This is a genomic window from Phytopseudomonas flavescens, from assembly GCF_900100535.1.
GTDB lineage: Bacteria > Pseudomonadota > Gammaproteobacteria > Pseudomonadales > Pseudomonadaceae > Aquipseudomonas > Aquipseudomonas flavescens.
Genome location: NZ_FNDG01000013.1, coordinates 50,410 through 75,160, shown reverse-complemented (window position 1 = coordinate 75,160; position 24,751 = coordinate 50,410). Strand labels below are relative to the sequence as shown.

At 61.6% G+C, this 24,751-nt stretch carries 22 protein-coding genes; 4 read left to right on the top strand and 18 right to left on the bottom strand.

The window, feature by feature from the left end; all coding sequences use genetic code 11:
• Window positions 1-8: 8 nt before the first annotated feature.
• The 14 genes from nuoC to cspD all read right to left on the bottom strand — a co-directional run bounded on the left by nuoC (window position 9) and on the right by cspD (window position 15,489).
• On the bottom strand, window positions 9-1,790 hold the full coding sequence (gene nuoC, locus BLR94_RS16815) for an NADH-quinone oxidoreductase subunit C/D (RefSeq protein WP_084307346.1): 1,782 nt from the start codon (window positions 1,788-1,790) through the stop codon (window positions 9-11).
• Between the two features lie 59 nt (window positions 1,791-1,849).
• Entirely contained in the window at window positions 1,850-2,527 is a 678-nt protein-coding gene (locus BLR94_RS16810; protein WP_084307347.1) for a NuoB/complex I 20 kDa subunit family protein, read from the bottom strand.
• A 10-nt stretch (window positions 2,528-2,537) separates the two neighbouring features.
• Window positions 2,538-2,951: an NADH-quinone oxidoreductase subunit A gene (locus tag BLR94_RS16805; protein ID WP_042552639.1), complete on the bottom strand. Its 414-nt coding sequence runs from the start codon at window positions 2,949-2,951 to the stop codon at window positions 2,538-2,540.
• Window positions 2,952-3,381: 430 nt separating this feature from the next.
• Window positions 3,382-4,977, bottom strand: a complete 1,596-nt coding sequence (locus BLR94_RS16800; protein WP_084307348.1) for an isocitrate lyase — start codon at window positions 4,975-4,977, stop codon at window positions 3,382-3,384.
• Between the two features lie 476 nt (window positions 4,978-5,453).
• Window positions 5,454-6,275, bottom strand: a complete 822-nt coding sequence (locus BLR94_RS16795) for a secretin N-terminal domain-containing protein (RefSeq protein WP_244158210.1) — start codon at window positions 6,273-6,275, stop codon at window positions 5,454-5,456.
• Window positions 6,272-6,892 (bottom strand): DUF7931 domain-containing protein, encoded by a 621-nt coding sequence (locus BLR94_RS16790; RefSeq protein WP_084307398.1) that lies wholly within the window; start codon window positions 6,890-6,892, stop codon window positions 6,272-6,274. Before BLR94_RS16790 ends, BLR94_RS16795 begins: the two co-directional genes overlap by 4 nt.
• Window positions 6,893-6,930: 38 nt before the next feature.
• Window positions 6,931-7,356, bottom strand: coding sequence for a GNAT family N-acetyltransferase (locus BLR94_RS16785; protein WP_084307349.1), 426 nt, complete (start codon window positions 7,354-7,356; stop codon window positions 6,931-6,933).
• Window positions 7,349-8,515, bottom strand: a complete 1,167-nt coding sequence (locus tag BLR94_RS16780; protein ID WP_084307350.1) for a ribosomal protein uL16 3-hydroxylase — start codon at window positions 8,513-8,515, stop codon at window positions 7,349-7,351. The genes BLR94_RS16785 and BLR94_RS16780 overlap by 8 nt, the downstream gene beginning before the upstream one ends.
• Before the next feature lie 80 nt (window positions 8,516-8,595).
• Window positions 8,596-9,966 carry an adenylosuccinate lyase gene (gene purB, locus BLR94_RS16775; RefSeq protein ID WP_084307351.1) on the bottom strand — a complete coding sequence of 457 codons (1,371 nt, stop codon included), beginning with the start codon at window positions 9,964-9,966 and terminating at the stop codon, window positions 8,596-8,598.
• 185 nt (window positions 9,967-10,151) lie between these two features.
• Window positions 10,152-10,772: a high frequency lysogenization protein HflD gene (gene hflD, locus BLR94_RS16770; RefSeq protein WP_084307352.1), complete on the bottom strand. Its 621-nt coding sequence runs from the start codon at window positions 10,770-10,772 to the stop codon at window positions 10,152-10,154.
• Window positions 10,769-11,884 carry a tRNA 2-thiouridine(34) synthase MnmA gene (gene mnmA, locus BLR94_RS16765; RefSeq protein WP_084307353.1) on the bottom strand — a complete coding sequence of 372 codons (1,116 nt, stop codon included), beginning with the start codon at window positions 11,882-11,884 and terminating at the stop codon, window positions 10,769-10,771. Before mnmA ends, hflD begins: the two co-directional genes overlap by 4 nt.
• A gap of 82 nt (window positions 11,885-11,966) precedes the next feature.
• Complete coding sequence (locus tag BLR94_RS16760; RefSeq protein WP_084307354.1) at window positions 11,967-12,413, bottom strand: NUDIX hydrolase; 447 nt, start codon at window positions 12,411-12,413, stop codon at window positions 11,967-11,969.
• Window positions 12,414-12,487: 74 nt separating this feature from the next.
• Window positions 12,488-14,716, bottom strand: a complete 2,229-nt coding sequence (locus BLR94_RS16755; RefSeq protein WP_084307355.1) for an NADP-dependent isocitrate dehydrogenase — start codon at window positions 14,714-14,716, stop codon at window positions 12,488-12,490.
• Between the two features lie 506 nt (window positions 14,717-15,222).
• Window positions 15,223-15,489, bottom strand: coding sequence for a cold shock domain-containing protein CspD (gene cspD / locus BLR94_RS16750; RefSeq protein WP_084307356.1), 267 nt, complete (start codon window positions 15,487-15,489; stop codon window positions 15,223-15,225).
• 220 nt (window positions 15,490-15,709) lie between these two features.
• Between cspD and clpS the strand changes: the two genes are divergently transcribed.
• Together clpS and clpA are read left to right on the top strand one after the other, a co-directional pair.
• Complete coding sequence (gene clpS, locus BLR94_RS16745; protein WP_042552649.1) at window positions 15,710-16,072, top strand: ATP-dependent Clp protease adapter ClpS; 363 nt, start codon at window positions 15,710-15,712, stop codon at window positions 16,070-16,072.
• Window positions 16,073-16,101: 29 nt separating this feature from the next.
• Window positions 16,102-18,372 (top strand): ATP-dependent Clp protease ATP-binding subunit ClpA, encoded by a 2,271-nt coding sequence (gene clpA / locus BLR94_RS16740; protein ID WP_084307357.1) that lies wholly within the window; start codon window positions 16,102-16,104, stop codon window positions 18,370-18,372.
• A 130-nt stretch (window positions 18,373-18,502) separates the two neighbouring features.
• Here the strand turns inward: clpA and infA are convergent, their stop codons facing one another.
• The 4 genes from infA to trxB all read right to left on the bottom strand — a co-directional run bounded on the left by infA (window position 18,503) and on the right by trxB (window position 21,340).
• The gene (infA, locus tag BLR94_RS16735) at window positions 18,503-18,721 is read right to left on the bottom strand and encodes a translation initiation factor IF-1 (RefSeq protein ID WP_002553999.1); all 219 of its coding nucleotides are present in this window, start codon (window positions 18,719-18,721) and stop codon (window positions 18,503-18,505) included.
• Between the two features lie 145 nt (window positions 18,722-18,866).
• Window positions 18,867-19,574 (bottom strand): arginyltransferase, encoded by a 708-nt coding sequence (locus BLR94_RS16730; RefSeq protein WP_084307358.1) that lies wholly within the window; start codon window positions 19,572-19,574, stop codon window positions 18,867-18,869.
• A gap of 65 nt (window positions 19,575-19,639) precedes the next feature.
• Window positions 19,640-20,341 carry a leucyl/phenylalanyl-tRNA--protein transferase gene (gene aat, locus BLR94_RS16725; protein ID WP_084307359.1) on the bottom strand — a complete coding sequence of 234 codons (702 nt, stop codon included), beginning with the start codon at window positions 20,339-20,341 and terminating at the stop codon, window positions 19,640-19,642.
• Between the two features lie 48 nt (window positions 20,342-20,389).
• The gene (gene trxB / locus BLR94_RS16720; protein WP_084307360.1) at window positions 20,390-21,340 is read right to left on the bottom strand and encodes a thioredoxin-disulfide reductase; all 951 of its coding nucleotides are present in this window, start codon (window positions 21,338-21,340) and stop codon (window positions 20,390-20,392) included.
• Between the two features lie 383 nt (window positions 21,341-21,723).
• Here trxB and ftsK point away from each other — a divergent pair, with 383 nt between their 5' ends.
• On the top strand, window positions 21,724-24,102 hold the full coding sequence (ftsK, locus tag BLR94_RS16715; protein ID WP_420492694.1) for a DNA translocase FtsK: 2,379 nt from the start codon (window positions 21,724-21,726) through the stop codon (window positions 24,100-24,102).
• A 20-nt stretch (window positions 24,103-24,122) separates the two neighbouring features.
• Window positions 24,123-24,749, top strand: coding sequence for an outer membrane lipoprotein periplasmic chaperone LolA (lolA, locus tag BLR94_RS16710; protein WP_084307362.1), 627 nt, complete (start codon window positions 24,123-24,125; stop codon window positions 24,747-24,749).
• The last annotated feature ends 2 nt before the right edge of the window (window positions 24,750-24,751 follow it).

Here is a 24,751-nt window from a genome sequence, read left to right as displayed (position 1 = left end):
TGTTTTCCTCAGCGATCCACGTCGGCCATAACGAAGTCGATACTGCCCAGATACGCGATCAGGTCAGCGACCATGCTGCCGCGGATCACCGAAGGGATCTGCTGCAGGTGCGGGAAGCTCGGGGTACGGATGCGGGTGCGGTAGCTCATGGTGCTGCCGTCGCTGGTCAGGTAATAACTGTTGATTCCCTTGGTCGCTTCGATCATCTGGAAGCTTTCGTTGGCCGGCATGACCGGGCCCCAGGAAACCTGCAGGAAGTGGGTGATCAGGGTTTCGATGTGCTGCAGGGTACGTTCCTTCGGCGGCGGCGTGGTCAGCGGGTGATCCGCCTTGTACGGGCCTTCCGGCATGTTGCGCAGGCACTGGTCGATGATCTTGATGCTCTGACGCATCTCCTCGACCCGCACCATGCAGCGGTCATAGGCATCGCCATTGACGGCCAGCGGCACTTCGAACTCGAAGTTCTCGTAGCCGGAGTAGGGGCGTGCCTTGCGCAGGTCGAAGTCGCAACCCGTGGAGCGCAGGCCGGCACCGGTGGTACCCCACTCCAGCGCTTCCTTGGTGTTGTACTGCGCCACGCCGATGGTCCGCGCCTTGAGGATGCTGTTGCGCAGCGCGGCCTTTTCGTACTCGTCGAGGCGCTTGGGCAGCCAGTCGACGAACTCCTTGACCAGCTTGTCCCAGCCGCGTGGCAGGTCGTGGGCGACACCGCCGATGCGGTACCAGGCCGGGTGCAGGCGGAAACCGGTGATGGCTTCGATCACTTTGTAGGCACGCTGGCGGTCGGTGAAGGTGAAGAACACCGGGGTCATGGCGCCGACGTCCTGGATATAGGTACCCAGGAACAGCAGGTGGCTGGTGATGCGGAAGAACTCAGCCATCATGATGCGGATGGTGTCGACCTTCTGCGGCACCTTGATACCCGCGAGCTTCTCGACCGAGAGCACGTAAGGCAGGTTGTTCATCACCCCGCCGAGGTAGTCGATACGGTCGGTGTAGGGGATGAAGCTGTGCCAGCTCTGGCGTTCGGCCATCTTCTCGGCACCACGGTGGTGGTAACCGACTTCCGGCACGCAATCGACGATCTCTTCACCGTCGAGCTGCAGGATGATGCGGAAGGCACCGTGGGCAGAAGGGTGGTTGGGCCCGAGGTTGAGGAACATGTAGTCCTCGTTCTCGCTCTGGCGCTTCATGCCCCAGTCCTCGGGATTGAAGCGTGCGGCTTCTTCCTCGAGCTGTTGCTTGGCCAGGGTCAGGCTGAACGGATCGAATTCGGTGGCGCGCGCCGGGTAGTCCTTGCGCAGCGGGTGGCCTTCCCAGGTCGGCGGCATCATGATCCGGGTCAGGTGCGGGTGACCGGTGAAATGGATGCCGTAGAGGTCCCAGACTTCGCGCTCGTACCAGTTGGCGTTGGGCCAGATACCGGTCACCGAAGGCAGGTTCAGATCGGCCTCGCGCAGGGCCACCTTGATCATCACGTCGCTGTTACGCTCCAGCGACATGAGGTGGTAGAACACGGTGAAGTCTGCGTCCGGCAGGCCGCGACGCTGAGTGCGCAGGCGCTCGTCGACGCCGTGCAGGTCATACAGCATGACGTAGGGGCGCGATGCCTGGCGCAGGAAGCGCAGCACGTCGACGAGCTTGTCGCGGCCGACCCAGATCACCGGCATGCCGGTGCGGGTGGCCTGCAGCGTGAAGCTGTCGGCGCCAAAACGGGTTTGAAGCTCAACGACGACGTCTTGGTCGTCCGCCTTGTACGGCGCAATGGACACGGTGGTGTCTGCAGTCATGGTCTCGATCGCTATCGGGGGGCGGTGAGCGTGAATCCGGCCTTGCTGGAAAGCGGGACTCAGACTTCGTCAGGGGAACGCAGGTTGGTAACCGCAATACGCTGCTCGCGGCGCTGTTCTTTCTGGGAAGGCATCTCGGCGCGATAAACGCCTTGATCGCCAACGACCCAGGACAGCGGGCGGCGCTCCTGACCGATGGATTCCTGCAGCAGCATCAGCCCTTGCAGAAACGCCTCGGGACGGGGCGGGCAACCGGGTATGTAGACGTCGACGGGAAGGAACTTGTCGACACCCTGAACGACCGAGTAGATGTCATACATGCCGCCGGAATTGGCACACGAGCCCATGGAAATGACCCACTTGGGTTCGAGCATCTGTTCATAGAGACGCTGGATGACGGGCGCCATCTTGATGAAGCAGGTGCCGGCGATGACCATGAAGTCCGCCTGGCGTGGTGATGCGCGGATTACCTCGGCACCGAAGCGCGCAACGTCGTGCGGCGCGGTGAAGGCGGTGGTCATTTCCACGTAGCAGCACGACAGGCCGAAGTTGTACGGCCACAAGGAGTTCTTGCGCCCCCAGTTCACCGCACCGCTGAGAACATCCGAGAGTTTCCCCATGTAGATGTTCTTGTGCACTTCGTCTTCTAGACGCTGGTCGGAAACGACCTCCCGCTTGCCGATCGGGTATTGCTCGTTGGGAGCATCCGGATCGATCCGAGTAAGTTTGTATTGCATCGCCAAAGCCTCATTGTTTCAGCTTCGCTTGCCGAGACTTACGGCCCTCGGGTGCCCAATCGAGCGCACCGATACGCCAAAGGTAGACAAGACCTGCCAACAGAATGTTTATGAAAACGGCTGCTTCGATGAAGCCGGCCCAGCCGCTTTCGCGAACGGAGACGGCCCAGGCGAAGAGAAAGAGGGCTTCGACGTCGAAGATCACGAACAACATCGCGACCAGATAGAATTTGGCGGACAGGCGCAGACGTGCACTGCCGGTGGGAAGCATGCCCGATTCGAACGGCTCGTTCTTGCTGCGGCCCCATGCCTTGCTACCCAGCAGGCTGGATACGCCCATCATGAACGCACAGAGGCCAACGACCCCCAGCAGAAAAACGGCCAACGCCCAGTTGTGGGACAGGGAACTGCTTGCTTCCAACATGCCGGGACTCCTCAGGCAAGGAACGGCTTCACGCGTAATTAAAGTTATGGCAAGGCAACCTGAGCCGCCTCGCGTCTATTTGCATAATGTTATGCCTGTATTGGGTGTAAGTAAATTTTTCAATGCGACAAATTAGCCTGAAGTCGTTGATCGATAATCGAATCTAATTATTTTACCATTGTAAATCAATAGCTTATGTAACTAGCTGGAGCCCTTTATGGTGACCTTGCCCGAGTGTTGTAGTAGGAAATCAAATACACTTTACTGCGAATATTTATCATTTGAGAATTGGTTCTTTTAATTCAAAATATCGTCGCCTGGCTATCCGTCAATGACGCACTTTTTACCGTGGAGGGACCGTTCCCACCCACTTTTACACCAGCCATGAAAAAGCCCGGCATCGCTGCCGGGCCTGATGGGCGTGTTCGCCTCAGTGGAACTGGTTCATGGTGTTGTCCTTGCCGCCAGCCTTGAGAGCAGCCTCGCCGGCAAAGTACTCCTTGTGGTTGTCGCCAATGTCGGAGCCCGCCATGTTCTGGTGCTTGACGCAGGCAATGCCCTGGCGAATTTCCTGACGTTGCACGCCTTTGACGTATGCCAGCATGCCTTGCTCGGCGAAGTAGCCTTTGGCGAGGTTGTCGGTGGACAGCGCCGCCGTGTGGTAGGTCGGCAGGGTGATGAGGTGGTGGAAGATACCGGCATGGGCCGAGCCCTCTTGCTGGAAGGTACGGATCTTTTCGTCGGCAACCTGGGCCAGCTCGGTCTCGTCGTACTCGACGCTCATCAGCTTGGCGCGGTCGTAGCCGGAAACATCCTTGCCGTCGGCTTTGAGCGCATCGAATACCTGCTGACGGAAACTCAACGTCCAGTTGAACGACGGGCTGTTGTTGTAGACCAGCTTGGCATTGGGAACGACTTCGCGCACGCGATCGACCATGGCCTTGATCTGCCCGACGTGGGGCTTCTCGGTTTCGATCCAGATCATGTCGGCGCCGTTCTGCAGCGAGGTGATGCTGTCCAGCACGCAGCGGTCTTCACCGGTGCCCTTGCGGAACTGGAACAGGTTGGACGGCAGGCGCTTGGGTCGCAGCAGCTTGCCGTCGCGGTTGATCACCACGTCGCCGTTCTTCAGTTCGGACGCGGTGATTTCATCGCAATCGAGGAACGAATTGTACTGGTCGCCCAGGTCGCCGGGCTCGCTGGTCACGGCGATCTGTTTGGTCAGGCCTGCCCCCAGGGAGTCGGTACGGGCGACGATCACGCCGTCGTCCACGCCCAGCTCGAGGAAGGCGTAGCGCACCGCGTTGATCTTGGCCAGGAAGTCGACATGGGGAACGGTGACCTTGCCATCCTGGTGGCCGCACTGCTTCTCGTCGGACACCTGGTTCTCGATCTGGATGCAGCAGGCGCCGGCCTCGATCATTTTCTTGGCAAGCAGGTAAGTGGCCTCGGGGTTGCCGAATCCGGCGTCGATGTCGGCAATGATCGGCACGACGTGGGTTTCGAAATTGTCGATCTGCGCCTGAATGTCGCTTTGTTTGGCCTTGTCACCGGCGTCGCGGGCCGCGTCCAGTGCGCCGAACAGCAGATCCAGTTCCCGGGCATCGGCCTGGCGCAGGAAGGTGTAGAGCTCTTCGATCAGTGCAGCTACCGCAGTCTTCTCATGCATCGATTGGTCGGGCAGCGGGCCGAAATCGGAACGCAGCGCGGCGATCATCCAGCCGGACAGGTAGAGGTAGCGTTTGTTGGTGGTCTTCAGGTGCTTCTTGATGGAGATCAGCTTCTGCTGGCCGATGAAGCCGTGCCAGCAGCCGAGGGACTGGGTGTAAACGGAAGAGTCGGCGTCGTACTCGGCCATGTCCTTGCGCATGATGGCGGCCGTGTACTTGGCGACGTCCAGGCCGGTCTTGAAGCGGTTCTGGGCGCGCATGCGAGCGACGGATTCCGGGTTGATGGCGCTCCAGCTGCTGCCAGCGGCTTCTTTCAGGGCGGCAACGGCTTTGATGTCGTTTTCGTAAGCTGACATGGTCAATCCTTCAAGTGTGTGTTTGGTCGAGCACCGAACGTCGCGCACAATCCAGGCGCAGGGCTCGGAGCGAGCTCACCGCAGACGTTGAGAGGAAACTGGAAGGAGGGCGCTTTGGGCCGGGTGGACGAAGCGCATCGGCAGACACCACCCGCCGGGTAGGCGAGTCATGGTGCGTATAGGCCCGTGGACGCCTGCGGCACCGTGCTGATCGATACGTGAAACGCTTCCCCGTCCCTCAGGACAACCTCGTTCCAGTCGCCATCTCGTCGAACTGCCTTGTGGGCCTAACAACACGAATCGATCTTGCGGTAAGCAAGAATACGACCCGGGGGCTCCGCTTCCGGAGCCCCTGATTAGCGGGAGCGAGGCCATCATGCGACCGACGAAAATGTTCGTCAATCGTTTTTGTAGTGTTTTTTTAGATCTACTACATAAGTCTTAGATCGACCGTATAGTCACGTTTTACGGGGATTTCAGTCGATTATCTCGACCTTTACGCGCATGCTCATATCTTCACGGCCTTCCGTGGAGTAGCGGCGCAATACGCCGCTGCGATCAGCCTGAGTCTGTTCGCTGCTGCCACCGATGCTGATCCACTCGCCGATGCGGCCACTGACCCGGGTATCGGCCTGTTGAATGTCGATCACACCGGGCTGTTCCTGGTTGACCCGGTCCCGGTTGCTGCTGATGTCCAGGTGCACGACCTCGCCGGCCAGGCTGGCGGTGACGTAGAAGCCCTGAGTGACGTTGCGGTATTCGGTGTTGTTGGTGACCTGGCCGTAAGGACCTCGACTGCTGGTGGTCACCGGTACGCTCTGGCCGACCTGGATCAGCGCCGGATAGCCTTCACTGGCCTGCACCTGCTGGGTACCGCCACCGCGGCTGTCGGTGCTGCGACGGATGATTCGTGCCTGGTCGCGGCCCTGGACTTCGCCACGACCAATCTCTACCCGGCCATTGCCAGCGCTGATGCTGCCATCGACGCTGTAGCCCCGGTCATCGCGATAGGCGGACTCACTGGTGTCGACGCTGATCAGCAGGCGTCTGGGCTGGGTATCGAGCTGGCCGAGCAATCCCCGGATCTCCTCGATCTTGCCGGGTGGCGCATTGACGATGAGCTGGTTGCCGTAGGCGCTGACACGCCCCTCGTTGCCGAGGGCCGACTGCACCACGGGCAGCAATTCTGTGGCGGTTCGGTAGTTGAGCGGGATGACTTCGCTGGCAGCCAGCGCCGAGAGGCTGAAAGCGAGCAGGGCAGCGCCGAGAAAATGCCGTTTCAGCAGGAAACTCTTCATAGCAGAAAACTCCGCAAATCAGGATCGGTGATACTGGTATCCCAGGTCTGGTCGAACAGCCGCTGCAGCTGGCGAACACCGGCTGGATCCTGGTACTTGGCATAGCCGGCGAACTGATCCGGCTCGGGGCGCACCAGCAGACCCTGTTCGTCGGCCAGCAGAAAGGCACCTTCGGGTGCTGGGTAATCGGGATGGCAACGACGAATCTGCAGGTGGCTGGACAGCTTGCGTGACAGGGTGATCAGCCGATGCCCGTCGCGAACTGCGCGACTGCTGTCACGCAGCAGAATGCGCAGCCGGCTGTTGCGATGGCTGAGCAGAAATTGCGTGCAGGCCTGCGCAATGCTGCTGTGGTGGTAGAGCCAGGGTTCCAGGTCCGGGCTGTAGAGGCACAATGTGCGCCTGGCCTGTTGCATCAGGGCCAGGGCATGGCCACGAGCCTGGTCGGGCCGGTTGAAGCGCTGCAGCGCCTGCTCGCCGCCCAGCACGAAGGGGGCAGGCTCCCAGGCCGCCGGTAGCGGCAGCGGGCTGTGCGGATTGTGCAAGGTGACGCGCCCGGGTGAAGCGAACTCGATGGGTTCGAGTTCGGTGTCATCGGGGGCGTGTTCATCGTTCATGCTGACCTCTGTGGCACTGGCGTAGCCACAGCTGGTCATCAGCCGCTGCTGCGCACCATGTCGACGTGGGGAATGCCTGCTTCCAGGTATTCGTCACTCACTACAGTGAAGCCCAGCTTTTCATAGAACGGCGCTGCCTGCACCTGGGCGCTGAGCATTTGCTGCCTCAACCCGCGTTTTTCCGCCTCGGCGATCACCGCGTGCAGCAGCGCTTCGCCGACCTTCAGGCCGCGCCAGTCCTTGAGTACCGATACCCGGCCGATCTGACCGTCCGCCAGCAGGCGCGCGGTGCCGATCGGGTAGTCGCCCTCGCAGGCGAGAAAATGCACGGCATCACGGTCTTCGGCGTCCCATTCCAGTTCAGGCGGCACCGCCTGCTCGGCGACGAACACCGTTTCGCGGATGCGTCGCAGTTCTTCGTAATCCTTGTGCCAGTCGGCGATGCGTACGTGCAGGTCATTCATCGGCGAACTCCACGCTCCCCTGCTTGGCGAGTTCGAGCAGCAGCGTACGTGCTTCGTCGTTGCCCAGCCACGGGCCGAGGTTTTCCAGGTGCAGGGCATCGGCGGAGCAGATCATTTTCAGCAGCTCGCGCAGGTCGGTGGAAACCAAGCGGCTCTGGCCACTGGCGAACAGCACCAGGTCCTCGCCCACTTCGGACCAGGCCATGCGCGCGCTGGGGTTGCGGATCATCACGGCACCGTCTTCCAACTGGTCGAGGAAACCGTCTTCGTCGATCTCGATGCCGGCGATCAGTTCCGGGTAGCGCGGCTCGGTCATGAACTGGCCGAACCAGGTCATCAGCAGGCGTTCGTCACTCATGTGCTCGGCGAGCAATGCCTTGAGACGATCCAGTGCGTCGCGCTGAATCTCGTTGGGATCGCTGACAGGCGCAGTGCCGGCATCGCTGTAGCGCGTTTCCTCGGGCAGGAACTGGCCAAGAAAGTCGGTGAAATGGGTCAGTACTTCGGCCGCGCTGGGTGCGCGGAAACCCACGGAATAGGTCATGCAGTCGTCCTCGGCGATGCCATTGTGGGCCAGTAGCGGCGGCAGATAGAGCATATCGCCGGGCTCCAGCAGCCACTCTTCGGTTTGATCGAATTGCGCCAGGATCTTCATGTCCAGATCCGGCAGCAGGGGGCTGTGCGAGTCGCACATCTGGCCGATCTGCCAGCGGCGACGGCCATGGCCCTGCAGGAGAAACACGTCGTAGTTGTCGTAGTGCGGACCAACACCGCCGCCAGGCGCGGCGAAACTGATCATTACGTCATCGATACGCCACTTGGGCAGGAAGTTGAATGCTTCCAGCAGCTCGGCAACCTCGGGAACGAACTGGTCGACGGCCTGCACCAACAGCGTCCATTCGCGCTCGGGAAGCTGCGAGAAGGCATCCTCGGCGAACGGGCCGCTGCGGACTTGCCACGGCGTTTCACCGTGCTCGACGACCAGGCGCGATTCGACTTCGTCCTCGAGGGCGAGGCCGGCCAGTTCGTCCGGCGAAATCGGGCTTTCGAAAGCAGGGATGGCCTGGCGCACCAGCAGGGGCTTCTTCTGCCAGTAGTCGCGCAGGAATTCACCTGCGCTCAGGCCACCCAATAGCTTAAGAGGAGCATCAGGATTCATCTGTAAGTCCTTGATATTTATTAAAGCGTATAAAAAGAAACGCCCGGCTTCAGCCGGGCGTCCTTGGGACTGGCTACAGCTTAGATGCGTTTGGCCTGAGCCACCGCGTTGCCGATGTAGTTGGCTGGAGTGAGCTGCTTGAGCTCCTCCTTGGCCTGCTGCGGCATATCCAGGCCGTCGATGAAGGCCAGCAGCGCTTCCGGCGTGATGCCCTTGCCACGCGTGAGCTCCTTGAGTTTCTCGTAGGGGTTGTCGATGGCATAGCGACGCATGACGGTCTGGATCGGCTCGGCGAGCACTTCCCAGCAGGCGTTCAGGTCTTCAGCAATACGTTGAGCATTGAGCTCCAACTTGCTGATTCCCTTGAGGCTTGCCTCGTAGGCGATCACGCTGTGGGCAAAGCCGACACCAAGGTTGCGAAGCACGGTGGAGTCGGTCAGGTCACGCTGCCAGCGGGAAATCGGCAGCTTGCTGGCCAGGTGCTGGAACAGCGCGTTGGCGATACCCAGATTGCCTTCGGAGTTCTCGAAGTCGATCGGATTGACCTTGTGCGGCATGGTCGACGAGCCGATCTCGCCGGCAACGGTCTTCTGTTTGAAGTAGCCCAGGGAGATGTAGCCCCAGACGTCGCGGTCGAAGTCGATGAGGATGGTGTTGAAACGGGCGATGGCGTCGAACAGCTCGGCGATGTAGTCGTGCGGCTCGATCTGCGTGGTGTAGGGGTTCCACTGCAGGCCCAGATCATTCTCGATGAACTGGCGGGCATTGGCTTCCCAGTCGATCTTCGGGTAGGCCGACAGGTGGGCATTGTAGTTGCCCACGGCGCCATTGATCTTGCCCAGCAGCGGCACGGCGGCGATCTGCACGATCTGCCGCTCGAGGCGATAGACAACGTTGGCCAGTTCTTTACCCAGGGTCGTCGGCGAGGCCGGTTGGCCGTGGGTGCGCGACAGCATCGGCACCTCGGCGAACTTCACCGACAATTCGCGGATGGCAGCGGCGATCTGGCGCATCAGCGGCAGCAGCACGTTGTCGCGGCCTTCGCGCAGCATCAGGGCGTGGGACAGGTTGTTGATGTCCTCGCTGGTGCAGGCGAAGTGAATGAACTCGCTGACCTTGTCCAGCTCCGGCAGCTTGGCTGCCTGTTCCTTGAGCAGGTACTCCACGGCCTTGACGTCGTGGTTGGTGGTGCGCTCGATTTCCTTGACGCGTTCGGCGTGCTCGATGGCGAAGTTTTCGGCCAGCTCATCGAGCAGCGCGTTGGCTTCGGCAGAGAAGGGCGCGACTTCGCTCACACCTTCATGGGCAGCGAGGCGCTGCAGCCAGCGGACTTCCACCTGAACGCGGAAACGAATCAGACCGTATTCGCTGAAAATGGGGCGCAGAGCGCTGGTTTTGCCGGCATAGCGGCCATCTACGGGCGAAACCGCGGTGAGCGAGGAAAGCAGCATGGGAGGCGTTCTCGGACAGTCGGGCGTTGAAAAGGGGGCGTATCATACACGAAGTGGCGCGCTACACGCGGCAGGCTTCGGCGCGTGGCGGACTGGCGGCACTTCATGACGCAGGATATTCAAAAATAAATCCTTTTAAATCATTAAGATAAATGGGGATTTTGACTTTAATCCTGAAGCTTCAGTCAGCCGCGCAGCATCGGATAAAGTTCGCGCAGCAATTTGCGGCGGCTGAACACCAGTTGCCAGCGGTGCCCACCCAACTGCCGCCACAGGCGCCCGGAACGGATGCCGGCTAGCAGCAGGGCGCGGATCTTCGAGGCATTGGCCGGCTGCTGCAGAAAGCGGCTGTCGCCCTGCACCTGAATGCGCTGCTTGAAGGTGCTGATGGTGTCCTGATACAGCGCCCCGCACGAGGAAATCACGTTCTCATGACCGATGCCGAAGTGCTCGGCCTGGCTCTGGATCTGATCCAGACGCCCGCCCATCAACTGCAGCAGATCACCACGCTTGTCGAGTTGACGCTCCAGGCCGAGCAAGGCGAGGGCATAGCGCAACGGCTCGCGCTGCAGGCTGGTAGGGTCGCGCTCCAGGGCGCTGACCAGGGCCCGGTAACCATCACGCAGATTGAGGTCGTCACCGCCGAACACCTCCAGGGTGCCTTGGGGATCACGTACCAGCAGGCTGCCGATCAGGCAGGTCACTTCGCTTTCGGCGGCCTGGCCGGTCTTGGCGATCTTGTCGACCATCACCGCGGTTTGAAATACCGCGCCGAGGGCGATCAGCTGTTCTTGAATAGGGGTCATCGGGGGGCACCCTCGCTCCAGGGCTCGGCGCTTTCGATCACGCCACCGCCAAGACAGATATCACCGTCGTAGAACACCACGGACTGGCCAGGCGTGACGGCACGTTGCGGCTGATCGAAGGTGGCGCGATAGCCATCAGCGCTGCGCTCCAGCGTGCAGGTCTGATCCGCCTGGCGGTAGCGAACCTTGGCGGTCAGTCGGCGCGGTGTGTCCAGTTCGACGGGGTTGACCCAGTAGATCTGCGAGGTGTTGAGGGCGCGGGAGAACAGCCAGGGGTGCTCGTTGCCCTGGCCGACCAGCAGCACGTTGCGGCTCAGGTCCTTGTGCAGCACGTACCAGGGCTCATCGCCGGCATCCTTGAGGCCGCCGATACCCAGGCCCTGGCGCTGGCCGATGGTGTGGTACATCAGGCCGTGGTGCCTGCCGATGACCTCGCCTTCGGTGGTTTCGATGTCGCCCGGCTGCGCCGGCAGGTACTGCTTTAGGAAATCGCTGAAGCGCCGCTCACCGATGAAGCATATGCCGGTGGAGTCCTTCTTCTTGGCGGTGGCCAGCTCGTATTTCTCGGCGATGGCGCGCACCTGGGGCTTTTCCAGCTCGCCAACCGGGAACAGGGTCTTGGCGATCTGCTCGCCGCCAACGGCGTGCAGGAAATAGCTCTGATCCTTGTTCGGGTCCAGGCCCTTGAGCAGCTCGCTGCGCCCGTCGATGTCACGCCTGCGCACGTAGTGGCCGGTGGCAATCAGGTCGGCGCCGAGCATCAGGGCGTAATCGAGGAACGCCTTGAACTTGATTTCGCGGTTGCAGAGGATGTCCGGGTTCGGCGTGCGACCAGCCTTGTACTCGGCCAGGAAGTGCTCGAACACATTGTCCCAGTACTCGGCCGCGAAGTTGGCGGTGTGCAGCTTGATGCCGATGCGATCGCAAACGGCCTGGGCGTCGGCCAGGTCGTCCATGGCGGTGCAGTATTCGGTGCCGTCGTCCTCATCCCAGTTCTTCATGAACAGGCCTTCGACCTGATAGCCCTGCTCGAGCAACAGCAGGGCCGATACGGAGGAGTCGACGCCGCCGGACATGCCGACGATGACGCGCTGAGTGGCTGGATCTTGCATGGTCGGGATCAATACGGGCTTCAAAGGGGCGAGATTCTAACAGGATGCGCGACGCGTTTCAGTCTGCCGCGTACCGGCGCTGTTACATGGGATCGTGGATGAGGCTGAGGGGAAAGCGGGCGCCTGCCAGGTAGTCGTCCAGGCAGCGCAGCACCAGCTCGCTGCGCAGGCGACCGCGCTCGGCCAGTAGTTCGTCGTAAGTGAGCCAGCGGATGCCGCTGATATCGCTGTCCAGCGCGCGCGCGGGATGATGCGCGAGCAGGTTGGCGGTGAAGCAGATGCGTTGATAGGTCACGCCGTTGCTCGGTGCGGTGTACAGGTAGATGCCGGTAACGCCGGTCAGCTCGACATCGCAGCCGGTCTCTTCCAGGGTTTCCCGTACCGCGGCCTGCAGCAGGCTTTCCCGGGGTTCCAGGTGACCGGCGGGCTGGTTGAGCACCAGGCGGCCGCGCTTTAGCTCTTCGACGAACAGAAAACGCCCGCCGTGCTCGACGATCGTCGCAACGGTGACGTGTGCATGCCAGGTCATGAAGCCTCCTCCAGCGGATAGGAAAATAAAAAACCCCGGCACAGGGCCGGGGTCCTTTTGTCTCAACCAATCACTCAGGCCAGAGAGGCCAGAGCGGCGTTGAGGGTCGCGCTTGGACGCATGACTTTTTCGGTCAGCTCCTTGTTCGGCGCGTAGTAGCCACCGATTTCAGCCGGCTTGCCCTGTACCGCGCCCAGTTCGGCTACGATCTTGGCTTCGTTGTCGCTCAGGGTCTTGGCCAGCGGTGCGAACTGCGCCTGCAGTGCGGCGTCTTCATTCTGTGCTGCCAGAGCCTGAGCCCAGTACAGCGCCAGGTAGAAGTGGCTTCCGCGGTTGTCGATACCGCCGACCTTGCGTGCTGGCGACTTGTCGGTGTCGAGGAACTGGCCGGTGGCTTGGTCCAGGGTCTTGCTCAGTACCAGTGCCTTCGGATTGTCGTAGGTGTTGCCCAGGTGCTCCAGGGAAGCGGCCAGAGCCAGGAACTCACCCAGCGAATCCCAGCGCAGGAAGTTTTCCTCGACCAGTTGCTGGACGTGCTTCGGCGCAGAACCGCCAGCGCCGGTTTCGAACAGACCGCCGCCATTCATCAGCGGCACGATCGAGAGCATCTTGGCACTGGTGCCCAGTTCCATGATCGGGAACAGGTCGGTCAGGTAGTCGCGCAGCACGTTGCCAGTCACCGAGATGGTGTCCTTGCCTTCGCGAATGCGTGCCAGGGAGAACGTGATGGCTTCGACCGGGGCGAGGATGCGGATGTCCAGGCCGCTGGTGTCATGATCCTTCAGGTACTGCTCGACCTTCTTGATCATTTCGGCGTCATGCGCGCGCGCCGGATCCAGCCAGAACACCGCTGGGGTGTCGCTCAGGCGTGCACGGTTGACGGCCAGCTTGACCCAATCCTGGATCGGCTCGTCCTTGGTCTGGCACATGCGGAAGATGTCGCCTTCCTCGACCTTTTGCTCCATCAGCACCTTGCCATTGGCATCGCTGACGCGAACCACGCCGTTGGCCTGGATCTGGAAAGTCTTGTCGTGGGAGCCGTACTCTTCGGCTTTCTGAGCCATCAGGCCAACGTTCGGTACGCTGCCCATGGTAGTCGGGTTGAAGGCGCCATTGGCCTTGCAGTCCTCGATGACCACCTGGTAGATGCCTGCATAGCAACGGTCCGGGATCACCGCCTTGGCGTCTTGCAGCTCGCCTGCGGTGTTCCACATGCGGCCCGAATCGCGAATCATGGCTGGCATCGAGGCGTCGACGATCACGTCGCTCGGTACGTGCAGGTTGGTGATGCCCTTGTCGGAGTTGACCATCGCCAGCGCCGGACGATCGGCGTAAACGGCGGCGATGTCGGCTTCGATCTCGGCCTGCTTGTCAGCGGGCAGCTTCTTGATGCTGGCGTACAGGTCGCCGATACCGTTGTTCAGGTTGAAGCCTGCTTCCTGCAGGGCGGCTGCGTGCTTCTCGAGGGCCGCCTTGTAGAACTCGGCAACGATCTGGCCGAAGATGATCGGGTCGGAGACCTTCATCATGGTGGCCTTCAGGTGAACCGAGAACAATACGCCCTGTTTCTTGGCATCTTCGATCTCCGCGGCGATGAAGCTGCGCAGCGCCTTCTTGCTCAGCACCGAGCAGTCCAGGATTTCGTTGGCCAGAACCGAGGTTTTCTCCTTCAGCACGGTTGCGCTGCCATCGCTACCGATCAGCTCGATCTTCACGCTGCCTTTGGCGTCGATCAGGGCAGCCTTTTCGCTGCCGTAGAAGTCGCCATTTTCCATGTGTGCCACGTGGGACTTGGAGTCAGCGCTCCAGGCGCCCATCTTGTGCGGGTGCTTGCGCGCGTAGTTCTTGACCGACAGCGGGGCGCGACGGTCGGAGTTTCCTTCGCGCAGCACCGGGTTCACGGCGCTGCCCTTGACCTTGTCGTAACGGCTGCGGATATCGCGTGCTTCGTCGCTGTCGCCAGTGTCCGGGTAGTCCGGCAGGGCGTAACCCTGGCTCTGCAACTCCTTGACCGCTGCCTTCAGCTGCGGCACCGAGGCGCTGATGTTCGGCAGCTTGATGATGTTGGCTTCTGGTGTGGTGGCCAGGGCGCCCAACTCGGCCAGATGGTCACCCTGCTTCTGCGCGTCGGTCAGAAACTCGGGGAACAGGGCCAGGATACGGCCGGCCAGCGAGATGTCGCGGGTCTCGACGGCGATATCCGAGGAGGCGGTGAACGCTTTGACGACGGGGAGCAGGGAGTAGGTCGCAAGCGCAGGGGCTTCGTCGGTGAGGGTGTAGATAATCTTCGAGCGTGTGGTCATATTTGATTTAACTCTCTTTTTGCCGAACTTGCACAACACACTGATCCGGGGGGAGTGGCTTCTGGCCACGGCGCGGCATCAATGATGTGAATTCGAAGTTCCATCCCGATGATGTTGGGTGTCGCAATCGACCGATGGCGCTAGCGAGTCGCCTCTGAAGGCCGGTACGACGAGTACTGGAAGCCGTACGCCAGGCAAATGCGCCCTGATGACTACTCAGTCAGCGGGCGAGTATATCAAACCGCAGGGCGATGGCAGTGACCAAGTTGTTGGCAGCGTGGCTCATGGGGGTGGCTGCACATGCCACAACCCGCAACTGGGCGAACCTCCGGTGGGACAGGCCGGAGGACCCGGATTGGCTGGCCCTCGGGCCTTCCGGGAGGGGCTGCCACGATCAATTCGAGCAAGGCCGGCTCACGCCGGGCCGAGCCGCTGGGTGCTGCTGCAAAAACGAAAAAGCCGATCCAGGGATCGGCGTTCGCGTGCAGCCAGGCGGCAATGCAAGGTCAGACTTCGACCGGCTCCCCGCGCACTCTGCTGGCGGCGGTGGTGGCGACTTCGGCGGTCACCTGGGCGGCGCTGATGTTCACGGCGTGGAGGCCCTTGGGGCCTTGAATAATATCGAAGCTTACGGCTTGTCCGGCCTTCAGGGTCTTGTAGCCGTCCATCTGGATAGCCGAGTAATGGGCGAACAGGTCCTCATCTCGGCCGTCGGCCAGGATGAACCCATAGCCCTTGGCGTTGTTGAACCACTTGACCTTACCACTTAGCATGCTGATATCCCTCTGCAAGGAACTCCATTGCTGGAGTATCATCCACATTAGATCTCGCGTTCGCAGGATCGCCCCGTACGTGCGCAAGCCCTTTCACCCCGTAGGGGTATCTTTGGTTGTAACACCGTTCTGCCGATAGTCAAGGCAGTGTACGAAGCACCGATAAACGGGCCCCAGTTTTGCTGCCCGCTTCCATTCACCCACGAACCTTTTATCCAGCATGCATGCAAGTAGCCAGATTCGACTAACATTCAATCAGGATCGACCCGCACCGCATGAGGACGACTCTTCAGGCCTGGCCGTGGAGGAATCCAAGCCGGCATTGCAGGCGCCTCCGCTCTATAAGGTGATCTTGTTCAATGATGACTACACCCCCATGGATTTCGTGGTCGAAATACTCGAGACCTTCTTCAACCTCAATCGGGAGGTGGCGACCAGGATCATGTTGACCGTGCACACCGAAGGTCGCGCCGTTTGTGGTCTCTACACCCGCGATATCGCCGAGACCAAGGCCACGCAGGTCAATCAATACGCGCGGGAAAGCCAGCATCCATTACTCTGTGAAATCGAGAAGGACGGTTAACGCCGGCCGCTTGGGCATGAGGTGAAGCTATGTTAAATCGAGAGCTCGAAGTCACCCTCAACCTTGCCTTCAAGGAGGCACGCGCAAAACGTCATGAGTTCATGACGGTGGAGCACCTCCTGCTGGCTCTTCTGGACAACGAAGCCGCAGCCAGCGTGCTGCGCGCCTGTGGCGCCAGCCTGGACAAGCTGCGAGGCGACCTGCAGGAATTCATCGATTCCACCACGCCGCTGATTCCGCAGCATGACGAAGAGCGCGAGACCCAGCCCACCCTGGGCTTCCAGCGCGTTCTGCAGCGCGCCGTATTCCACGTGCAGAGCTCCGGCAAGCGCGAAGTGACCGGCGCCAATGTGCTGGTGGCGATCTTCAGCGAGCAGGAAAGCCAGGCCGTGTTCCTGCTCAAGCAGCAGAGCGTGGCGCGCATCGACGTGGTCAATTTCATCGCCCATGGCATTTCCAAGGTGCCGGGCCAGGGCGCATCCCCGGACGCCGAACAGGAGCTGCAGGACGACGAGGGCGGCGAGTCCTCCTCGTCCAGCAACCCGCTGGACGCCTACGCCAGCAACCTGAACGAGCTGGCACGCCAGGGCCGTATCGACCCGTTGGTCGGTCGCGAGCACGAGGTCGAGCGCGTGGCACAGATTCTCGCCCGGCGCCGCAAGAACAACCCACTGCTGGTGGGTGAGGCGGGTGTCGGCAAGACAGCCATCGCCGAGGGCCTGGCCAAGCGCATCGTCGACAATCAGGTACCTGATCTGCTCGCCGACGCAGTGGTCTACTCCCTCGACCTGGGCGCACTGCTGGCGGGCACCAAGTACCGCGGCGATTTCGAGAAGCGCCTCAAGGCGCTGCTCACCGAGCTGCGCAAACGTCCCCATGCAATCCTGTTCATCGACGAGATCCATACCATCATCGGTGCCGGTGCGGCGTCTGGCGGCGTGATGGATGCCTCCAACCTGCTCAAGCCGGCGCTGTCATCGGGGGAGATCCGTTGCATCGGCTCCACCACCTTCCAGGAATTCCGCGGCATCTTCGAGAAGGATCGTGCCCTGGCACGACGCTTCCAGAAAGTCGACGTGGTCGAGCCTTCGGTGGAAGACACCATCGGCATCCTCAGGGGCCTCAAGGGCCGCTTCGAGCAGCACCATGACATCGAGTACAGCGATGAGGCGTTGCGCGCCGCTGCGGAGCTGGCGTCGCGCTACATCAACGATCGGCACATGCCCGACAAGGCGATCGACGTGATCGACGAGGCGGGCGCCTATCAGCGCCTGCAGCCGCAGGACAAGCGCCTCAAGCGCATCGACGTCCCGCAGGTCGAAGACATCGTCGCCAAGATCGCGCGGATTCCGCCAAAGCACGTCAGCAGCTCCGACAAGGAATTGCTGCGCAACCTGGAGCGCGACCTGAAACTGACCGTATTCGGTCAGGACGCGGCCATCGATTCGCTGGCCACTGCCATCAAGCTGTCGCGCGCAGGTCTCAAGGCGCCGGACAAGCCGGTCGGCTCGTTCCTGTTCGCCGGTCCGACCGGCGTCGGCAAGACCGAGGCGGCTCGTCAGTTGTCCAAGGCCCTGGGAGTCGAGCTGGTGCGTTTCGACATGTCCGAGTACATGGAGCGACACACCGTGTCCCGTCTGATCGGCGCCCCTCCCGGTTATGTCGGTTTCGACCAGGGTGGCCTGCTGACCGAGGCCATCACCAAGCAGCCGCATTGCGTGCTGCTGCTCGATGAAATCGAGAAGGCCCATCCGGAGGTCTTCAACCTACTGCTGCAGGTGATGGATCACGGCACCCTGACCGACAACAACGGGCGCAAGGCGGATTTCCGCAACGTCATCCTGATCATGACCACCAACGCCGGCGCCGAAACGGCCTCGCGGGCGTCGATTGGCTTCACCTATCAGGACCACTCTTCCGATGCGATGGAAGTCATCAAGAAGAGCTTCACGCCGGAGTTCCGCAACCGCCTGGATACCATCATCCAGTTCGGCCGCCTCAGCCACGAAACGATCAAGAGCATCGTCGACAAGTTTCTCATCGAGCTGCAGGCGCAGCTCGAAGACAAGCGCGTCATGCTCGAGGTCAGCGACGCGGCGCGTGACTGGCTGGCAGAGCAGGGCTATGACGTGCAGATGGGTGCACGGCCCATGGCTCGCCTGATCCAGGATCGGATCAAGCGTCCGCTGGCGGAGGAGATCCTCTTCGGCGAGCTGTCCGAGCATGGCGGCACCGTCCACGTGAATCTCGAGAACGGCGAGCTGACGTTCGATTTCGAGACCACGGCGGAAATGGCCTGAGGTAGGACGGCGGGCTCGTCGAGCTCGCCAAGTCAGGCCGATTACGCTGCAAGAGCAACGAAAACGCCCGGCATATGCCGGGCGTTTTCGTTGCTGCGCGAAGCAGGCCTGGGAGCGCGGTTCCTGCCTGTCAGCGGGCGCGGTAGGTGATGCGACCCTTGCTCAGGTCGTAAGGGGTCAGCTCTACGCGAACCTTGTCACCAGTCAGAATGCGGATGTAATTCTTGCGCATCTTTCCGGAGATGTGCGCGGTAACGACGTGCCCATTTTCCAACTCCACGCGAAACATGGTGTTGGGCAGGGTGTCGACGACAGTGCCTTCCATTTCGAAGCTGTCTTCTTTCGACATGCAGTAAAGCCCTCGGTATCCAATGAATGGCCCGGCGCAACTGGCCCCAGGCAAAAGCGGCGTGCATTGTGCCCGAAAACCGGGGTTGACGCCAAGGGTCTGTTCCTGTTTCGGCGAAGCGGTTGTGACCAGGCCCGCAAAGCATTCAGGTGAGAGCGATCCAGCTCTGGTTGACGAACAGCTCGATGGGACGGTACTGCGTCTTGTAATTCATCTTCCGGCAGTTCTTGATCCAGTAGCCCAGGTAGACAGCCGGCAGATCCATGCGCAGCGCCTCGCCGATCTGCCAGAGGATGGCGAAACGCCCGAGGCTGCGGCGCTCCTCGTCGGGATCGTAGAAGGTGTAGACCGCCGACAGCCCGTTGGGCAGCGCGTCGGTGACGGCGATGGCCAGTAGCCGGCCATTCTCGCGAAATTCGTAGAACCATGAAAACGGCAGGTCGCGCAGCAGAAACGTGGAGAACTGCTCGCGGCTGGGCGGGTACATGTCGCCGTCGGCATGGCGTTCTTCGATATAGCGAGCATAGAGCGCGTAGTATTCCTCGCTGAACACCGGCCTGGCTGCGCATACCTGAACCGACTCGTTGCGCTTGAGAATCTTGCGCTGCTGCCGATTGGGGACGAAGCGGGCAACCGGAATCCTCGCCGGCACGCACGCCGTACAGCGCTGGCAGTGCGGTCGGTAGAGATGATCACCACTACGCCGGAAGCCGAGCTCGGAAAGCTCGGCATACATGTGCGCATCCATGGGCTGACTGGGGTCGAGGAATAGCGTGGTGGCCTGCTCTTCCGACAGATAGCTGCACGGGTGCGGCTGGGTGGCGTAGAACTTCAGGCGAGCCAGCTCAGTCATGATCGCCTCCCTAGGGTCTGGAATCAGTGTATGCCAGGTCACGGCCCGCCACCAGAACAGGCCCGTCAGCCGTCCGTCGGCCGCCAGGCCGCGCGCCAGTCGGCAGCGCTGGGCTGATCGAGGTAGCGCTGCAGGTATTCCGCGAACTGTTTCCGATCGATGGCACGAGCACCCAGGCTGTGCAGGTGCTGAGTCGGCATCTGGCAGTCGATCAGCTCGAAGCCCCAACTCCTGAGGTGCTCGACCAGGGTTACGAAACCGACCTTGGAGGCATTGTCGGCGCGGCTGAACATCGACTCGCCGAAGAACAGCTTGCCCATGGCCAGGCCGTAGAGCCCGCCCACCAGTTGCTCGTCTTGCCAGACCTCCACGCTATGGGCCACGCCGCGCCCGTGCAGCTCGATATAGGCTTGCTGCATGGGGGTGGTGATCCAGGTGCCGTCCGCGTAGTCGCGTGGCGCGGCGCAAGCCTGGATGACGTCCGCGAAGGCCTGGTCGAAAGTGACCCGGTAATGCCCCTGACGGATGACCTTGCGCAGGCTGCGCGATACGTGCACCTCGCCGGGAAACAGCACGGTGCGAGGGTCTGGCGACCACCACAACAGCGGCTGCCCATCCTGGTACCAGGGAAAGCAGCCGTGTCGGTAGGCGGCGATCAACCGCTCGGCGCGCAGGTCGCCCCCCGCGGCCAGCAGGCCATTGGGTTCGCGCAGGGCCATGTCGAGTGACGGGAAGGTCAGAGAGTCACGTTGCAACCAGGTGAGCATTGGCTAGACCGCAGCGGGGGAGGGCGGGCATCAACCCGCCCTGAACCATCAGTTGTCGTCGAGGAATTTTTCGACGTCGAGGGCAGCCATGCAGCCAGCACCGGCCGAGGTGATCGCCTGGCGATAGACGTGGTCGGCCACGTCACCGGCGGCGAAAACCCCTTCGATACTGGTAGCGGTGGCATTGCCTTCATTGCCGCCATTGATCAGCAGGTAGCCATCGCGCATTTCCAGCTGCCCCTGGAAAAGGTCGGTGTTCGGCTTGTGGCCAATGGCGATGAACACACCGGCAAGCGGCAGATCGCTGCTGCTGCCGTCCAGGGTGTTGCGCAGGCGGGCACCGGTCACGCCGGTGGCGTCGCCGAGCACTTCTTCCAGGGTGTGGTTCCAGTGCAGGCGCATGTTGCCGTTGGCCACCTTGTCGAACAGCTTGTCCTGGAGGATCTTCTCCGAGCGCAGCTTGTCGCGGCGGTGCACCAGGTGCACTTCCTTGGCGATGTTGGAGAGGTAGAGCGCCTCCTCGACGGCGGTGTTGCCACCGCCGATCACCGCGACCACCTGGTTGCGGTAGAAGAAACCGTCGCAGGTAGCGCAGGCGGAAACCCCCTTGCCGGCGAACGCCTCCTCGGACGGCAGGCCGAGGTATTGAGCCGATGCGCCGGTGGCGATGATCAGCGCGTCGCAGGTGTAGGTGCCACTGTCGCCCTTGAGGGTGAACGGACGGCTCTGCAACTCGGCGGTGTGGATGTGGTCGTAGATGATCTCGGTTTCGAAGCGCTCGGCGTGTTTCTGCATGCGTTCCATCAAGCCCGGGCCTGTCAGGCCTTCGACGTCACCCGGCCAGTTGTCCACTTCGGTGGTGGTGGTGAGCTGACCACCAGGCTGGATGCCAGTGATGATGACAGGCTTCAGGTTGGCACGGGCAGCGTACACGGCGGCACTGTAGCCGGCGGGCCCGGAGCCCAGGATAATCAGGCGGGAGTGCTTGACTTCGCTCATAAAAACACCTCATAAGCCTTTGTCACAAAAGAGAATGCGTGCTCAAATTGAGCCGCAAGGACGAACAGTGGCCGCTATGCTACACCGAAGCGTCAGGCGAGCGGGAGCCGACCTGGCCCCATGAAAACCGCTGCGCTTGGCCAGAGGGCGTTGAAAAACAGCGCAAAACGCGCACTTGCACCCGGTGGGCTGCACGTTTTCGCTGGCTTCAACCTTGCCTGGCCTCCGCTCGCTACGTTTTCATATAGCCTGGACGGGCCGATCTGCTCTCCATCGCCGGTGCGGCATGCCGTACAATGGCGGTGTTTAGTCCTACCGATCATGCGGCGCGCCACTGGCGCAGGAACCGATGCGTTTTGAAGAACTCTAGCTCTACAGCACCGATGCCGGCCTGGCGTCAGCAACTGCCGTACCGCCTCAAGGAGGGTGCGCTGATCGCGCTTGGCGCCTTGTGCCTCTACGTATGGATGGCACTGCTCACCTACGACCCCGCTGATCCGGGCTGGACCCATACCAGTAACGTCGAGCAGGTGCACAATGCCGCCGGCCGCGCTGGCGCTTGGTTCGCCGACGTGTTGTTCATGGCCCTGGGCTACTTCGCCTACCTGTTCCCGTTACTGCTCGGCACCAAGGCGCTGCAGGTGTTCCGTGCCCGTCACGAGCCGTGGCATTGGAGCGGCTGGCTGTTCTCCTGGCGCCTGATCGGCCTGGTGTTCCTGGTACTGTCGGGGGCCGCTTTGGCCTATATCCATTTCCAGAGCGGCGCCGGCATGCCGGCCTCGGCAGGCGGCGCCCTGGGTGAGAGCCTGGGGCAACTGACGGTTTCCGCCTTGAACGTGCAGGGCAGCACGCTGCTGTTCATCGCCCTGTTCCTGTTCGGCCTGACCGTGTTCAGCGACCTGTCCTGGTTCAAGGTCATGGACCTCACCGGCAAGATCACCCTGGACCTGCTGGAACTGGTACAGAGCCTGGTCAACCGCTGGTGGAACTCGCGCCAGGAACGCAAGCAACTGGTCGCTCAGTTGCGTGAAGTGGACGAGCGCGTCCACGACGTGGCCGCCCCGGTGGTGCGCGATCGCCGCGAGCAGGCCAAGGTCAAGGAACGCCTGATCGAGCGTGAAGAGTCGCTCAACAAGCACATGAGCGAGCGCGAAAGCCGGCCCGCACCGGTCATCTCCGCACCGATTGCACCGAAGGCGCCCGAGCCGAGCAAGCGCGTGCAGAAGGAGAAGCAGGCGCCGCTGTTCATCGACAGCGCCGTCGAAGGCACGCTGCCGCCAATCTCGCTGCTCGACCCCGCAGAAGCCAAGAAGATCGAGTACTCGCCCGAATCCCTGGCGGGTGTCGGTCACTTGCTGGAGATCAAGCTCAAGGAATTCGGGGTCGAGGTGTCGGTCGATTCGATCCATCCCGGCCCGGTGATCACCCGCTACGAAATTCAACCTGCCGCTGGCGTCAAGGTGAGCCGAATCGCCAACCTGGCCAAGGACCTGGCGCGCTCGCTGGCGGTGACCAGCGTCCGTGTGGTGGAAGTGATCCCGGGCAAGACCACCGTCGGTATCGAAATCCCCAACGAGAACCGCCAGATCGTGCGCTTCTCCGAAGTATTGTCGACCCCGGAGTACGACGACGCCAAGTCGCCGGTCACCCTGGCCCTGGGGCATGACATTGGCGGCAAGCCGGTGATCACCGATCTGGCGAAGATGCCTCACCTGCTGGTCGCCGGTACCACCGGTTCCGGTAAGTCGGTGGGCGTCAACGCGATGATTCTGTCGATCCTGTTCAAGTCGGGGCCGGAAGACGCCAAGATGATCATGATCGACCCGAAAATGCTCGAGTTGTCGATCTACGAAGGCATCCCCCATCTGCTCTGCCCGGTCGTCACCGACATGAAGGAGGCGGCCAACGCACTGCGCTGGAGCGTCGCCGAGATGGAACGTCGCTACAAGCTGATGTCGAAGATGGGCGTGCGTAACCTGGCGGGCTTCAACCGCAAGGTCAAGGATGCCATCGAGGCCGGCGAGCCGCTGCCCGATCCGCTGTATCGCCGCGAAAGCATGGAAGACGAAGCGCCGCTGCTGAAGACGCTGCCGACCATCGTCGTGGTGGTCGACGAGTTCGCCGACATGATGATGATCGTCGGCAAGAAGGTCGAAGAGCTGATCGCCCGTATCGCCCAGAAGGCACGGGCGGCGGGCATTCACTTGATTCTCGCCACCCAGCGGCCGTCGGTGGACGTGATCACCGGCCTGATCAAGGCCAACATTCCCACCCGCATGGCCTTTCAGGTATCGAGCAAGATCGATTCGCGCACCATCATCGACCAGGGCGGCGCCGAACAGCTGCTCGGCCACGGTGACATGCTCTACATGCCGCCTGGCACCAGCCTGCCGATTCGCGTGCACGGCGCGTTTGTTTCCGACGATGAAGTGCACCGCGTGGTCGAAGCCTGGAAGCTGCGTGGCGCACCGGACTACAACGAAGACATCCTGGCCGGCGCCGAAGAGGGCGGCGGTGGCTTCGACGGCGGCGGGGGTTCCGAGGGCGGCGAGGATAGCGAGTCCGATCCGCTGTACGACGAAGCGGTCAATTTCGTCCTGGAAAGCCGCCGTGCGTCGATCTCTTCGGTGCAGCGCAAATTGAAGATCGGCTACAACCGCGCCGCACGCATGATCGAAGCCATGGAAATGGCCGGCGTGGTAACGCCAATGAATACCAACGGTTCGCGGGAAGTGATCGCCCCCGGCGCGAACCGCGACTAATACCCTGACAGAGGATTCACATGCGCCTGATTCGCCTGATGTTGCTCGCCGTGCTGAGTACCGCGAGCCTGTTCGCCCATGCCGACGACGAAGCCGCTGTAAAGCGCCTGACCCAACTGCTCAACCAGGCGCAGACCATCACCGCGCGGTTTTCCCAATTGTCTCTCGATGGCAGTGGTACCCAGTTGCAGGAAACCGCCGGCGAACTGGCGCTCAAGCGGCCGGGCCTGTTCCGCTGGCACACCGACGAGCCGATGGAGCAACTGCTGGTTTCCAACGGCAAGCAGGTATGGCTGTACGATCCGGATCTCGAGCAAGTGACCATCCAGTCCCTCGACCAGCGGCTGACCCACACCCCGGCTCTGCTGCTCTCCGGTGATGTCTCGCAGATTCGCGAGAATTTCGAGATCACCTTCAAGGAAGGCGGCAGCGTGGTGGACTTCATCCTCAAGCCGAAGTCCAAGGACACCCTGTTCGACAGCCTGCGCCTGTCCTTCCGTAGCGGTGTACTGAACGACATGCAACTGATCGACAGCATCGGCCAGCGCACCAATATTCTGTTCATGAACGTGAAGATGAACGGCCCCCTGGATGACAAGCAGTTCAGCTTCGAAATCCCCGAGGGTGCGGACGTCATTCAAGAGTAGAC